At 66.3% G+C, this 12,775-nt stretch carries 13 protein-coding genes; 7 read left to right on the top strand and 6 right to left on the bottom strand.

Going from position 1 to position 12,775, the window contains the following annotated elements; all coding sequences use genetic code 11:
• Window positions 1-54 precede the first annotated feature (54 nt).
• From VH326_RS04305 to VH326_RS04295, 3 genes are read left to right on the top strand one after another with little or no spacing between them, the layout of a single operon-like run.
• Window positions 55-1,179: a bifunctional 2-C-methyl-D-erythritol 4-phosphate cytidylyltransferase/2-C-methyl-D-erythritol 2,4-cyclodiphosphate synthase gene (locus VH326_RS04305; protein WP_329630558.1), complete on the top strand. Its 1,125-nt coding sequence runs from the start codon at window positions 55-57 to the stop codon at window positions 1,177-1,179.
• A gap of 9 nt (window positions 1,180-1,188) precedes the next feature.
• A complete protein-coding gene (locus VH326_RS04300; RefSeq protein ID WP_329630557.1) occupies window positions 1,189-1,731 on the top strand; it encodes a hypothetical protein in 543 nt (180 codons plus the stop codon).
• Window positions 1,728-2,255: a CinA family protein gene (locus VH326_RS04295; protein WP_329630556.1), complete on the top strand. Its 528-nt coding sequence runs from the start codon at window positions 1,728-1,730 to the stop codon at window positions 2,253-2,255. Before VH326_RS04300 ends, VH326_RS04295 begins: the two co-directional genes overlap by 4 nt.
• Here VH326_RS04295 and VH326_RS04290 read toward each other — a convergent pair.
• Together VH326_RS04290 and lipA are read right to left on the bottom strand one after the other, a co-directional pair.
• Window positions 2,192-2,674, bottom strand: a complete 483-nt coding sequence (locus VH326_RS04290; protein WP_329630555.1) for a type II toxin-antitoxin system RatA family toxin — start codon at window positions 2,672-2,674, stop codon at window positions 2,192-2,194. The genes VH326_RS04295 and VH326_RS04290 overlap by 64 nt on opposite strands.
• Before the next feature lie 55 nt (window positions 2,675-2,729).
• Complete coding sequence (gene lipA, locus VH326_RS04285; protein WP_329630554.1) at window positions 2,730-3,680, bottom strand: lipoyl synthase; 951 nt, start codon at window positions 3,678-3,680, stop codon at window positions 2,730-2,732.
• A gap of 65 nt (window positions 3,681-3,745) precedes the next feature.
• Between lipA and VH326_RS04280 the strand changes: the two genes are divergently transcribed.
• Window positions 3,746-4,375 carry a carbonic anhydrase gene (locus VH326_RS04280; RefSeq protein WP_329630553.1) on the top strand — a complete coding sequence of 210 codons (630 nt, stop codon included), beginning with the start codon at window positions 3,746-3,748 and terminating at the stop codon, window positions 4,373-4,375.
• Between the two features lie 128 nt (window positions 4,376-4,503).
• Here VH326_RS04280 and VH326_RS04275 read toward each other — a convergent pair whose 3' ends face one another.
• The 3 genes from VH326_RS04275 to aspS are packed head-to-tail and all read right to left on the bottom strand — an operon-like array spanning window position 4,504 to window position 8,005.
• A complete protein-coding gene (locus VH326_RS04275; protein ID WP_329630552.1) occupies window positions 4,504-5,856 on the bottom strand; it encodes an FAD/NAD(P)-binding protein in 1,353 nt (450 codons plus the stop codon).
• A 1-nt stretch (window position 5,857) separates the two neighbouring features.
• Window positions 5,858-6,124, bottom strand: a complete 267-nt coding sequence (locus VH326_RS04270) for a DUF6356 family protein (RefSeq protein ID WP_329630551.1) — start codon at window positions 6,122-6,124, stop codon at window positions 5,858-5,860.
• 45 nt (window positions 6,125-6,169) lie between these two features.
• Window positions 6,170-8,005, bottom strand: coding sequence for an aspartate--tRNA ligase (gene aspS, locus VH326_RS04265; protein ID WP_329630550.1), 1,836 nt, complete (start codon window positions 8,003-8,005; stop codon window positions 6,170-6,172).
• A gap of 104 nt (window positions 8,006-8,109) precedes the next feature.
• On the opposite strand from aspS, the gene rnd reads away from it, so the two are divergent.
• From rnd to VH326_RS04255, 3 genes are all read left to right on the top strand, one after another.
• Window positions 8,110-9,285 (top strand): ribonuclease D, encoded by a 1,176-nt coding sequence (gene rnd, locus VH326_RS04260; protein WP_329630549.1) that lies wholly within the window; start codon window positions 8,110-8,112, stop codon window positions 9,283-9,285.
• 11 nt (window positions 9,286-9,296) lie between these two features.
• A complete protein-coding gene (locus VH326_RS16035; RefSeq protein ID WP_414714244.1) occupies window positions 9,297-9,581 on the top strand; it encodes an I78 family peptidase inhibitor in 285 nt (94 codons plus the stop codon).
• 117 nt (window positions 9,582-9,698) lie between these two features.
• Entirely contained in the window at window positions 9,699-11,270 is a 1,572-nt protein-coding gene (locus VH326_RS04255; RefSeq protein WP_329630548.1) for a LamG-like jellyroll fold domain-containing protein, read from the top strand.
• A gap of 10 nt (window positions 11,271-11,280) precedes the next feature.
• Here VH326_RS04255 and VH326_RS04250 read toward each other — a convergent pair whose 3' ends face one another.
• Complete coding sequence (locus VH326_RS04250; RefSeq protein WP_329630547.1) at window positions 11,281-12,774, bottom strand: Ppx/GppA family phosphatase; 1,494 nt, start codon at window positions 12,772-12,774, stop codon at window positions 11,281-11,283.
• Window position 12,775: the final 1 nt, after the last annotated feature.

The raw sequence follows: 12,775 nt of genomic DNA, 5'->3' as shown, positions 1-12,775 counted from the left end.
TACACGAGCGCGATGCCGCTGGCAAGGCGAGCGCTGGTTGGCTAGGCGCGCCGCATGGGATCGATGGACACCGTGGCGTTGATCGTCGCCGCCGGACAGGGCGCGCGCGCGGGTGGCGATGTGCCCAAGCAGTTCCAGTTGCTCGCGGGGCAACCGCTGGTCGAACATGCGCGGCGTGCCTTTGCCGCGCATCCCGCGATCGCTCGCGTGGTGACGGTGGTCGCCGCAGGGCAGGAAGCGCTGGTCGCGGGCGAGACGGTTGTCGGCGGCGCAACGCGCCGCGAGTCGGTGCGCAACGGGCTCGAAGGCATCGGGGCGGCGGATCGCGTGCTGATCCACGACGCCGCCCGCCCGCTGATCCCGGCCGGGATCGTCGATCGCCTGCTGATAGCGCTGGATGGTGCCAAGGGGGCGGTGCCCGCGCTGCCCGTGGCGGACACGTTGGCGCGCGGCGGCGGCGCGATGCTGCTGGACACTGTTGATCGCTCGGCGCTCGTGCGCGTCCAGACACCGCAAGCGTTCGATTTCGCCGCGATCCTCGCCGCGCACCGTGCGTGGCCCGATGGCGAAGAAGCCACCGACGAGGCGCAGATCCTGCGCCGCGCCGGCCACGACGTGGCAGTGGTCCCAGGCGATCCCCTACTCGACAAGATCACCTATCCCGGCGACCTCGCGCTGGCCGAGGCGCGATTGGGGGCCGGCATGCGCGTGCGCACGGCAATGGGGTTCGACGTTCACCGTCTGGTCGAGGGTGAAGAACTGTGGCTCGGCGGCATATTGATCCCGCACGACAAGGGCCTGTCCGGCCATAGCGACGCGGACGTGGCGCTCCACGCGATCACCGATGCCGTGCTCGGCACGATCGCGGCGGGCGATATCGGCACGCACTTTCCGCCCAGCGATCCGCAATGGCGCGGCGCCGAGTCGGGGCAGTTCCTTCGCCACGCGGCTTCGCTGGTCGCCGCCAAAGACGGCTTTATCGATTTCGTCGACCTGACGATCATTTGCGAGGCGCCCAAGATCGGGCCGTGGCGCGAGGCGATTCGTGGGCGCGTTGCCGACCTCTTGGGGCTTGCGCTCGATCAGATTAGCGTCAAGGCGACCACAACCGAAGGGCTCGGCTTCACCGGCCGCGGCGAAGGAATCGCGGCGCAAGCGATCGTCACTGTCAGGCTATAGGAGCGTGCGATGAAACAGATGGTTGGCGGCTTTCTCGCTCTCTGCGCAGGCATTACGGCAGCGAGCGCGCAGGCGGCGGATGCCGTGAAGCCATGTCTGACCGAAGCCGAAGCGCAAGCGGTGTTCCTGGCGGTGGCGCCGGACGTGATGAAAGCGGTAGCGCAGAAATGCGAGCCTTCGCTACCCGCGGCGGCGACGCTGAGGGGCGGGCTCGCCGCCTTCCTCGCGCCTTACGACGCGGCAGCGGCGGCGGCGTGGCCTCAGGCGATGCCCGCGATCGCCAAGATGGCCGGTCCCGAGGCAAAGGGCATGGATCCCGCGCTGATGAAGCCGATGATGGGGCCGATGATCGGCGCGATGGCCGGCGACGCGGTGAAGCCCAAGGATTGCACGACGATCGATCGGGCAGTTACCCTGCTGGCGCCCCTGCCCCCGGCCAACGTCGCGGGTCTGGTCGTCCTGGCGTTCAGCAAGGCGTCGGCGAAAGACGGCAAAGCGCCCTTCACGATCTGCCCGGTGCGGGCTGTCGTGGGGGCGCCGATCCCCAAATGATCGATACGATTCTTCCCGCCGAACTGGTCGACGCCGCGCGGCGCGTGGTCGAAGCAAACCGCGCGCTGGGCCGCAGGTTCGCGCTGGCGGAGAGCTGCACCGGCGGACTGGTCGCGGCGGCGGTCACCGAGATCCCCGGCTCGTCGGAGGTGCTGCTCGGCGGGTTCGTGACCTATTCGAACGAGTCGAAGCATGCGCTGGTCAAAGTCAGCAACGACGTGCTCGATACGTTCGGGGCGGTGTCGGTCGCGACCGCATGGCAAATGGCGCAGGGCGCGCTGGAGGCAACCGACGCTGATCTCGCAGTGGCGATCACCGGCATCGCGGGCCCGGCCGGGGGTAGCGAGAAGAAACCGGTCGGAACCGTCGTGTTTGCACGCGCCGAACGCGATGCCGATCCGTCGGACGTGGTCGCCGACCGCAAGGAATTCGGCGATCTCGGCCGCGGCGGAGTGCGGCTTCAGGCGGCGCTGTGTGCGCTCGAACTGCTGATGCCGCGCGAGTCGGACGTACCGACGCCGTAGAGCTTTGCCGCGCGATCTTCGAACGCGCCGATCATCTTGCGCAGCGCCTGGCCGAACACCTGCCCCGCGAGCATCTCGAACATCCGGTTCTTGAACGCGAAGTCGACCGCGAAGTCGACCTCGCACCCGCCCGGTGCGGCGCGGAACTTCCATTCGTTGGTCAGATACTTGAGCGGCCCATCGAGATAATCGACGTGGATTCGCGATGGGCGCTCCTTCTCAACCTTCGACGTAAAGGTCTCGCGCAGGCCCTTGAACCCGACGATCAGGTCGGCGACCATCTCGCCCGGCGAGTTTGACCGGATCCGCACCGCGCTGACCCACGGCAGGAACTCGGCATAGCGGCCGACATCGGCGACCAGATCGAACATCTGCTCGGGCGTGTAGGGCAGGAACCGAGTTTCGCCATGACGGGGCATCGCTTCAAGCCGTCACGCCAGCGAAAGCTGGCATTTCTTGAGAGGACGACACCACTCAACCGCCAAAGACCCCAGCCTTCGCTGGGGTGACGGAAGAAAGCTTGGCCTCGCGCGCGGCGCGCATCTTCGCGAAGTCGTCGCCGGCGTGATAGCTTGAGCGAGTGAGCGGCGAACTCGCCACCAGCAGGAAGCCTTTCGCCCGCGCGATCGCAGCATAAGCGTCGAACGCTTGCGGGGTGACGAAATCCATCACCTTGGTGTGGCGCGGCGTCGGCTGGAGGTACTGGCCCATCGTCAGGAAATCGACGTCGGCCGAGCGCATGTCGTCCATCACCTGATGCACTTCGAGCCGTTCCTCGCCCAGGCCCAGCATCACGCCCGATTTGGTGAAGATCGAGGGGTCGTGCACCTTGACGCTCTCGAGCAGGCGCAGCGAGGCGTAATAACGCGCGCCCGGCCGGATCGTCGGATAGAGCCTCGGCACCGTTTCAAGGTTGTGGTTATAGACGTCCGGCCGCGCCTCGACGATCGATTCGACCGCGGCCTGCGCCTTGTTGCGGAAATCGGGGGTCAAAATCTCGATCGTGGTCGAGGGGGTGTTGCGGCGGAGCGCCTCGATCACCTTGACGAACTGCGACGCGCCGCCATCGGGCAGGTCGTCGCGATCGACCGAAGTCACCACGATATGCTCCAGCCCCAGTTCGGCCGCCGCGACCGCGACATGTTCGGGCTCCAAAGGATCGACCGCCCGCGGCATGCCCGTCTTGACGTTGCAGAACGCGCAGGCGCGCGTGCAGGTGTCGCCCAGGATCATCACCGTGGCGTGCTTCTTGGTCCAGCACTCGCCGATGTTCGGGCACGCCGCTTCCTCGCACACCGTCGCGAGGTCGAGCCGGCGCATCAGTGCCTTGGTCTCGGCGAACCCGGTCGAGGTCGGCGCCTTGACCCGGATCCAGTCGGGCTTGCGCTGGCGGGCTTCGCGCGGGATTGGCGAGATCTCGTTCATGCCGGGGCAGATAGCGACCCGGCGCGCCGCTTGCCACCCCCTCCCCGCCTTGGCAGAGACGAAGCATGACCGACTTCAACGACCTGATCGACGGCTATCGCCGTTTCCGCACCAGCGAATATCGCCGCCACCGCGACCGCTGGGAAGAATTGAGCGAGGGCCAGAGCCCGCGCGTGATGGTGATCGCGTGCTCGGACAGTCGAGTCGATCCGGCGCAGATCTTCGATACCGTGCCCGGCGAGATCTTTACCGTGCGAAATATCGCCAACCTCGTCCCGCCGTTCGAGCTGGGCGGGGGGCGGCACGGCGTGTCGGCGGCGCTCGAATTCGCGGTCAATCAGCTCGAAGTGCCCGAGATCGTGGTGCTCGGCCATGGATCGTGCGGCGGCGTCGCGGCGTCGCTGTCGAAGCAGTTCGAAGGCGCGGCGCCTGGGGAAGGCGGCTTTATCGGCCATTGGGTCGACATGCTCGACGAAGCGCGCGACCGCATCGTCGCCGAGCACGGCACCGGTCCCGAGGCGGCGCATGCGCTCGAGCTCGAGACGGTGCGCGTGTCGCTCCGCAACCTGCTGACCTTTCCGCAGATCGAGAAGCGCGTGGCGGCCGGCAAGCTCAAGCTCAAGGGCGCGTACTTCGCGATTGCCGAGGGCATACTCTACGTGATGGACGATTCGGGCGAGTTCGCGCCGGCCTGAGGTCGAATGTTCCGAATGTTCGCGGTGGCCATGGCTACTTCGCAGCATCAGCGGCGGCGCAGCGCGGCAAGCGGGATCTGCGAAGGCCATCGCCTGACGATGTTAGACGAAACCCAACATTTCCAGCACTATAGTCCCTCGCCGCCGACCCATTGCGCGTTCGACAGGCGGCGCGCGAGGTTCCAGGTTTGCTGGCGGATGTCGGGGACCGCGACGATTTCCCAGAATGCGCCGCGAGTCATCGGGCCGAGCGCGTAGAGCCAGTCGTTGGGCGTGCCATCGGCTGCTATCGTTCGCGTGCAGCCGTCGACATCGAGCCCGAGATGCGCCGGGTCTGGGCGGATGACGCCCCGCGCGGCCAGCGTCGCCAGCAAAGGCTCGGTGGTGCGCGTCAAGTCGCCCTGCGGTCCGGTGCAATTGACGATGCGCTGCACGAGCAAAGTCTCGGGCGAATCGCTGCCACGGCGGCGCCAAGTGACGGTGACGCCGTCGGCTCCTTCCTCGGCGGCGATCGTCTTGCCGGCGACCACCTCCAATTGCCCGCGCTCGATCATCGCCGTGAGCCGGTCGGCGACTTGCGGGGCCAAGCGATGGCGATGGACGTCCCACCATGGACGCAGATGGCGCAAAAAACGCTGCTTCTCGGCATCGCTCGCGTTGGCCCACATCGCCTGCGTGTAGCGGCGCAATTCGTCGACCGCGCTGCGCCAGCCGATCGCCTCGCCACGCTGGCGCACCAGCCGGACGAGATCGGCAGGCGATTCGAGCGGTCGCTCGTCGAGCCTGGCGTGGGTCGGCCCCGGCGCGTCGTGGCGATGCGGCAACAGCCCACGCCGCGACAGCGCGACGATTCGCCCCTTGAACCCGCTCGATTCGAGCAAAAGCGCGATGTCGACCATCGTCAGCCCGGTGCCGATCAGCAGCACAATATCGTCGTCGCTCAAGTCCAGCGGCACGCTGCGGTCCCACGGGTCGCTCTTGTAGCAATTGGCCGACAGCTTGCCGCGGAGCCCCGGCGGATCGTGCGGCGGGAGGTTGCCGACCGCAAGCACCGCTGCGTCGGCGTCGATCGTCTCCCCGCTAGCCAGCGTTACGCGCGCACCCTCGCCAACTTCGGTCACATCGGCAACGTCACCCTGCACCACGCGCAGCCGGTCGCCCGCGCTCGCGATCGCCTGGTCGAGCTGGTCGCGCAGGTAGACGCCGTAGGTGGTGCGTTGAACGAAGCTCGCGCCGGAATCGCCGCGTCCGTTCTCCGCCAGCCAGCGCACGAAATGGCCGGGATCGTCGGGGAGTGCGCTCATGTTCGCGGCGCGCACGTTGAGGACATGGTCCTCGTACGCCGCGCCGTACGCCAAACCCTTGCCCGGCTCCGGCGCTCGCTCGATCAGGGTCGCGCGCGGGCCATCGTGGCGCAGCAGGTTGATCGCCTGGAGCGTGCCCGAAAAGCCCGCGCCGATGATCGCGACGTGGCGGATCATCTCAGATTTCGTATTCGAGCTGCCAGGCGGGTTCGGTGAAGGCGGGCGGCCGTTCGGCGTAATTCGGCTGACGCGCCTTCATCGAGCCGTAGAGCGCCTTGACCGTGGTCGAGCCGGTGCGGGTGAACAGCGTCGGGAGGAGGCCATGGACGAGACAGGCGAGCCCGCCGCCGATCATCCGAAAGCCAAAGCCGAACGCGGTGGCGGCGTGCGCCGGATAGCTTTCGCCGACGCTGCGCGGGTGCGCGAGGAAGAGACGGTCGATCATGACCGGCCTGTTAGCGCCCGAGCGGCCGGAAGTGAACCGCCGCCGTCAACCGGCAGGCGGATCGACCGCCTCGCTGATCGGCGCCGTCTTGTTCGCACCGGGTTGGTCAACCAGCCGGATGTTGAGCTCGCGCAATTGCTTGTTGGTCGCGAAATTGGGGGCGCCCATCATCAGATCCTCGGCCTTCTGAGTCATCGGGAAGACGATGACCTCGCGGATGTTGGGCTCGTCCGCCAGCAGCATGACGATGCGATCGACGCCCGGCGCCGACCCGCCGTGCGGGGGCGCGCCGAACTTGAACGCGTTGATCATGCCCGCGAAGTTGGTGTCGACATCCGCCTGGCTGTACCCGGCGATCTCGAACGCCTTGTACATGATCTCCGGCCGGTGGTTGCGGATCGCGCCCGACGACAGCTCCACACCGTTGCAGACGATATCATATTGATAGGCCAGGATATCGAGCGGATTCTTGGTCTCCAGCGCCTCGAGCTCGCCCTGCGGCATCGAGAACGGGTTGTGGCTGAAGTCGACCTTCTTCGCGTCCTCGTCATATTCGAACATCGGAAAGTCGACGATCCAACAGAATTCGAAGCGCTTTTCGTCGATCAGGCCAAGCTGCTCGGCGACCCGCGTGCGCGCGAGACCAGCGAGCTTGGCCGCTTGCGCTCCCTTGCCCGCGGCGAAGAAGATGCCGTCGTTGGGGCCGAGGCCCATCGCCTCGGCGATTGCCTTCATGCTGTCCTGGCCGTGATTGTTGGCGATCGGGCCGCCGAACACGCCGTCCTTCTGAGTCGCGTAGCCGAGCCCAGGAAAGCCTTCGCCTTGCGCCCAGGAGTTCATGTCGTCGAAGAACTTGCGGCTCTTCTCGTGCGTGTTGGGCGCGGGCAGCGCGCGGACGACGTCGCCGGCCTCGACCATCGACGCGAAACGGCCGAAGCCCGAGCCCTTGAACTGCTCCGACACGTCGGTGATCAGAATCGGGTTGCGCAGGTCGGGCTTGTCCGACCCATAGGTCAGCATCGACTGCTTGTACGGAATTCGCTTGAACGGCAGCGGCGAGACGGTGCGCCCTTTGCCCTGCCAGTCGGCGAATTCCTCGAACACGCCGTGAAGCACCGGCTCTATCGCTGCAAAAACATCGTCTTGCGTGACGTAGCTCATTTCGAAATCGAGCTGGTAGAACTCACCGGGCGAACGGTCGGCGCGCGCATCCTCGTCGCGGAAGCACGGCGCGATCTGGAAATAGCGGTCAAACCCGGCGACCATCAGCAGCTGTTTGAACATCTGCGGCGCCTGCGGGAGCGCGTAGAACTTGCCGGGATGGACTCGGCTGGGGACGAGATAGTCGCGCGCGCCCTCGGGCGAGGACGCGGTCAGGATCGGCGTCTGGAACTCGGTGAAGCCCTGGTCGATCATCCGGCGGCGCAGCGACGAAATGACGTTCGAGCGCAGCACGATATTAGCGTGGAGCCGCTCGCGGCGCAGATCGAGGAAACGGTAGCGGAGACGGATATCCTCGGGATAGTCGGCCTCCCCCGCGACGGGGAGCGGCAGCTCCTGCGCCGCCGACTGAACGGTGACGTTGCGCGCGAACACCTCGATCTCGCCGGTCGCGAGATTGGGATTGGCGGTCCCTTCGGCGCGCGCCTTGACTACGCCGTCGATCGTCACGACCGATTCCGTCCGAACGCTTTCGAGGATCGGTAGCGCCGGGCTGTCGCTGTCGGCCACCACTTGCGTGATCCCGTAATGGTCGCGCAGATCGACGAACAGCACGCCGCCATGATCGCGCTTGCGGTGCACCCAGCCCGACAGGCGGACTTCCTGCCCGACATCGGCGGCGGTCAGCGCGGCGCAAGTGTGCGTACGATAGGCGTGCATTTTCTCTACTCGATCGATGGAACGGCGCGGTGCGCCGGAAAGGCGATGCGCTTTCCCGTCACATGAGTCTTTGTCAACCCGCCAGCCCTCGCTATGGGATCAAGATGCATATCCATGGTCTGATCGAAGACAGCGCCGCCCTCGCCAATCTGTGCACGCGGCTCGCCCAATCGCCGTTCGTGTGCGTCGACACCGAATTCATGCGCGAAAGCACGTTCTGGCCGGAACTCTGCCTGATCCAGATCGCCGACGAGAATGAGGCGGCGGCGATCGACCCGATGGCGTCAGGGATCGATCTCACCCCTCTGCTCAACCTGATGGTCGACAATGAAGAGGTGCTCAAGGTCTTCCATGCCGGGGGGCAGGACATCGAAATCATCTACAATCTGACCGGCAAGACCCCGCATCCGCTGTTCGACACGCAGATCGCGGCGATGGCGCTCGGGCAAGGCGAGCAGATCGGCTATTCGAATCTGGTCGACAGCTGGCTCGGTATCCAGGTCGACAAGGGCGCGCGGTTCACCGACTGGGCGCGGCGCCCGCTCGAGGATCGACAAGTCGATTACGCGATCGGCGACGTCACGCACCTCGCCAAGATTTTCCCAAAGATGCTCGAGCGGCTCAAGAAGACCGGCCGCGGCGCGTGGCTCGACCAGGAGATGGAGCGGATCGCCGATCCCGCCAATTACGCCAACGACCCCGAACTGGCGTGGAAGCGCGTGCGGATCGCGGGGCGCAAGCCCGACGTGCTCGGGCGGCTGAAAGCGCTGGCGCGGTGGCGCGAGATGGAAGCGCGGGGCAAGAATTTGCCGCGCGGGCGGATCGTCAAGGACGAGACGCTGGCGGACATCGCCAGCCATCCGCCCAAGAAGCAAAGCGACCTGGCGCGGGTGCGCGGCCTGTCGGCGGCCTGGGCCGGGAACGATATCGGCGGGCGGCTGATGGACGCCATCGAGGGTTCCCGGCCGATGACCGTCGACGAAATGCCGCCGCGCGAGGATCGCAAGCCCGGCCTCGGCAAGGACGGTGCGCTGGTGGCGGACCTGTTGAAGCTGCTGCTCAAGATCCGGTCGCGCGACATCGACGTGGCGTCGCGGCTGCTCGCTCGGTCGGAGGAGCTCGAGGCGCTCGCCGCGGGGCAGCGCGACGGGCTGTCGATCCTCGAAGGCTGGCGCTTCGACCAGTTCGGGCATGAAGCGCTCGATCTGGTCGAGGGGCGGCTGGCGTTCGCGGTCAAGGGCGGCAAGCTGCGCATGACTCGGACCGAGGAGCCCCAGTAATTCGAATCGCTGTGCCTCTGTTCGCGTTCGCAGCCGTCGCGTGCGCGCCCGATGGGAAACCCCGAACGGACCATATCCCGGTCCGCGGCTCCGGTAAGTGTGCCGCGAAGGGGCTCGATGATCTAATCGGTAAATTTCGCACCGATGCGATCGCTGCAGAGGCTAAGCGCCGCTCGGGTGCAGGAACCGTCCGTTGGATCGGTCCTGGACAGATGATTACGATGGATTATCGGCAAGACCGGCTCGATATCCGCGTAGATGCTATCGGTGTCATTCTTAGCCTTAGCTGCGGCTGACGATCACTGTTGTTTTACGATAATTTCAAATAATCCTTGAATTCTTGGGGGGAATCCGAGCTGGACTCGCGATCCGGCCAAGAATACTATCTCCTTTCGATTGCAAAGGGGGGCACGATGCGTCGGGGCATTCAATTGGGGATGGCGTTGCTCGCCATCGGCGTGATGTGGTCGACGACGTCGGCGCATGGCCGCCCGGACCTCGCTCGGACTGGCGTGCGGTTAGCCGGCTCCCCGACGCCTGCGGCACCCTGCCTCCTTGCAACCGACTTCTACAAAATCTCCCCGCCGGCATTGCTCGAGCCGATCCATCTCTACACCGTCGACGCCAATACCGGCGCTGGCACCATGCCGCGCACCACGACGGCGCCTCCTTTCGTCGATCTTGCCTGGGGCGCGGACGGGCGTCTTTACGGGGTGAGCACCTTTGGCTCGCTCCTCTACCCGGTCAATTCGGTCTACCGTGTCGACCCGATCACCGGCGCCACGACGCTGATCGGTCCGACCGGGCTGCATGGGCTGGGCGACGGCGATCTTTCGACCGATCCGCAAACCGGGCTGATCTACGGCATTAACGGAGCCCGGCTCTATCGCTTCAACGGGATCACCAGCAGCGGCACAACTAATCCAACCGCCACCTGGCTAAGCACGGTGAACTATCCTACGCAGAACAGCACCTGGGACTTTAGCGGGCTGGCTTTCGACGCGAGCGGCAATTTGTATGCCCTGGGGCAATCGCAGGGGTACAATGCGCAGCACGCGCATTTGCTTCGGATCAATCCTGCCACCGGCGCGATCCTCGCCGATATCACGCTGTCTAGGCGGTTTCATGGGATCGGCGGCCTCGAATTCCACAACGGTAAACTCTATTACGGCGAGGGCGAAGAGCCGGGCACGCCGCCGGCGAGCTCGAATAACCTCTATTCGCTTTGGCAGATCGATCCCTCGACCGGCGTCGCCGCCGCGCTCGGCTCGATGAACATTCCCGGCGGCGTCTCGTCGTTGGTCAGCTGCCCGTCCACGCCGCCACCTCCCTGCGTGCCGCCGCCGCCCGATATGGACGCCTGGTATCCGATGGACGGTACAGGCAACGATCTCGTCCTGGGCAACAACGCCGTCGCGTCCGGCGGCTATACCTGGCCGGCGGGCGAGGTCGCGGCATCCGTCCGGCTCGCCAATGGCTATATGAGCGTCGCGCCGGGGCCGGTATTGAACGAGGGGCTAGGCGATTTCTCGATCGATACCTGGATCAACGTCAACACCGGTGAACTCGCCGGAATCAAATCGCTGTTCGACAAGCGCATTCAGAATTCGAGCGGAGTCCACGGCTGGGCCTTCTTCCTCTATTCGGGCAAGCTCGGCGTGCAGCTCGCCGATGGCGCATACGGCAATTATCTGGACAACCGCACGCTGAGCCCCGGCTGGCACCACATCGCGGTAACCGTCGATCGCGACAATCCGCAAGGGATTCGCTTCTACATCGACGGCGTGCCAGGAGCGCCGCAGAACCCGACCGCGCACCAGGGCAACCTCGATAATCCTAAACCGACCTTGTTCGGCCGCAATGCGCTCGACAACAGCCAAACCCCGTCGCTTCAACTCGATGAAGTCGAATTCTTCGATCGCGTGGTCGGCACCTCGGAGGTAGCGGCGATTTTCGCCGCCCATGCCGCCGGGAAATGCAAATAGGCGCCGGGAATCAGGCGTCCAGCACCGCCCGGCTCCCGAAGGCATCCGCAAGAGCCAGGTGGCGCTTTGCCACCGCCTCGCCATAAAGCGCGACGTCGTTGCCCGTGAGCCGCAGCCGTAGCACTTCGCCATCCAACCTCAGCCCCGAGCGTCTGAGCGGCGCGGCGACGCCGCCGCTCAACCTTTGTCCCAGCCGGATAGCCAGCCCCCATTGCACCCCGCGCTTTAGGTCGGCGGACGAAGCGAGCGGTTCGATGCCGGCGGGTGCGCTCGCGCCGCCGCCAAGCGAGGTCCATAGCGCCTGCGCGACGATCGCCCGGCCGCGCGCGTCGATCCCCACCCAATTGCCGTGCAGCGCGATCTCGACGCCGCGCTCGGCGCGGAATTCGGGATTTGCGTGCCAGCCGACATCGGCGAGCAGGCAGGCCGCATGCCGCAACCGCTGCATCCCCGGCGAATCCTCGAACAACGGCGCGATCCAGCGGTCGAGCAGATCGCCATGCTGGGGAAAGCGCCCGAGCCGCTGTCCGTCGGCGCGCGCGGCGACGATCAGCGGGTCCTGCGCGCGAGTCTCGGGATCGAGCGCCTGATACAGCAGTCCCTCGCGCAGGCCGAAGCTCGACACGATCGTACGGTCGCACTTGAGGTGCCGCAGCAACGACGCGAGCAGCGCCGCGGCGTCGTTGAGCATCGGCGCGCGCTGCGACGAAATGCCGGGGACGGCCTTCAACGCGCCCTTGCCGATATGGCTGGCGGTGCGGACCAGCCGCGCGACGCTGGCGGGCGACATCGGATATTGCTGGATGATCGGCAGCGGATAGCGCTGCACGTGCATGTCGAGCCGCGCGAGGCTGCGCCACGATCCGCCGACGAGGTAGAGCGGGAGCCCCTTTCCCTTCCCTGCCCAGCCGCCTTGCTTGAGCAACTTGGCGACTCGGCGGTCGATCGCACCCTTGCCCTTGGTGCGAAGCGCGGCAATGCGCAGCGCGCCGAGCGGGAACGACACGCGGTCGCGCACCTCGCCTTTCTTGACTCGCACCAGTTCGAGGCTGCCGCCGCCCAAGTCGCCGACGATGCCGTCGGCGTCGGGGATCGCCGACAGCACGCCCATTCCCGCGACGATCGCTTCCTCCTCTCCGGTCAACGTCTCGACCGGCAGGCCGAGCCGCGCAGCGGCGTCGAGCAGCATCTGGCCATTGGCGGCATCGCGCACCGCGGCGGTGGCGACGGTGCGTAGGCTCGTCACCTCCATCTCGTGCGCCAAGGCGGCGAAGCGCGCGAGCGTCGTTATCGCGAGATCGATCGATGCGGCCGCGATCCGCCCGGTCTGGGCGAGCTGACGGCCGAGACCGGCCATGACTTTCTCGTTGAACAGCGTCGCGGGCAGCCGCGGCGGGCCTTGATAGACTACGAGGCGGATCGAGTTCGAGCCGATGTCGATGATCGCGGTGCGCGGCGGCGCATCCGCGGCGGCGCGGGGTTTGCGGAGCAGGAGCGATGCCATC

The sequence above is a fragment of the Sphingomonas sp. genome, from assembly GCF_036269755.1.
Taxonomy (GTDB): domain Bacteria; phylum Pseudomonadota; class Alphaproteobacteria; order Sphingomonadales; family Sphingomonadaceae; genus Sphingomonas.
This window is presented reverse-complemented; position numbering and strand designations above follow the sequence as displayed.

Excerpts from the sequence above, each read along its gene's own strand:
- VH326_RS04305 (WP_329630558.1), top strand. The coding sequence starts at position 55 with ATGGGATCGATGGACACCGTGGCGTTGATCGTCGCCGCCGGACAGGGC.
- VH326_RS04300 (WP_329630557.1), top strand. The coding sequence starts at position 1,189 with ATGAAACAGATGGTTGGCGGCTTTCTCGCTCTCTGCGCAGGCATTACG.
- VH326_RS04295 (WP_329630556.1), top strand. The coding sequence starts at position 1,728 with ATGATCGATACGATTCTTCCCGCCGAACTGGTCGACGCCGCGCGGCGC.
- VH326_RS04290 (WP_329630555.1), bottom strand. The coding sequence starts at position 2,674 with ATGCCCCGTCATGGCGAAACTCGGTTCCTGCCCTACACGCCCGAGCAG.
- lipA (WP_329630554.1), bottom strand. The coding sequence starts at position 3,680 with ATGAACGAGATCTCGCCAATCCCGCGCGAAGCCCGCCAGCGCAAGCCC.
- VH326_RS04280 (WP_329630553.1), top strand. The coding sequence starts at position 3,746 with ATGACCGACTTCAACGACCTGATCGACGGCTATCGCCGTTTCCGCACC.
- VH326_RS04275 (WP_329630552.1), bottom strand. The coding sequence starts at position 5,856 with ATGATCCGCCACGTCGCGATCATCGGCGCGGGCTTTTCGGGCACGCTC.
- VH326_RS04270 (WP_329630551.1), bottom strand. The coding sequence starts at position 6,124 with ATGATCGACCGTCTCTTCCTCGCGCACCCGCGCAGCGTCGGCGAAAGC.
- aspS (WP_329630550.1), bottom strand. The coding sequence starts at position 8,005 with ATGCACGCCTATCGTACGCACACTTGCGCCGCGCTGACCGCCGCCGAT.
- rnd (WP_329630549.1), top strand. The coding sequence starts at position 8,110 with ATGCATATCCATGGTCTGATCGAAGACAGCGCCGCCCTCGCCAATCTG.
- VH326_RS04255 (WP_329630548.1), top strand. The coding sequence starts at position 9,699 with ATGCGTCGGGGCATTCAATTGGGGATGGCGTTGCTCGCCATCGGCGTG.
- VH326_RS04250 (WP_329630547.1), bottom strand. The coding sequence starts at position 12,774 with ATGGCATCGCTCCTGCTCCGCAAACCCCGCGCCGCCGCGGATGCGCCG.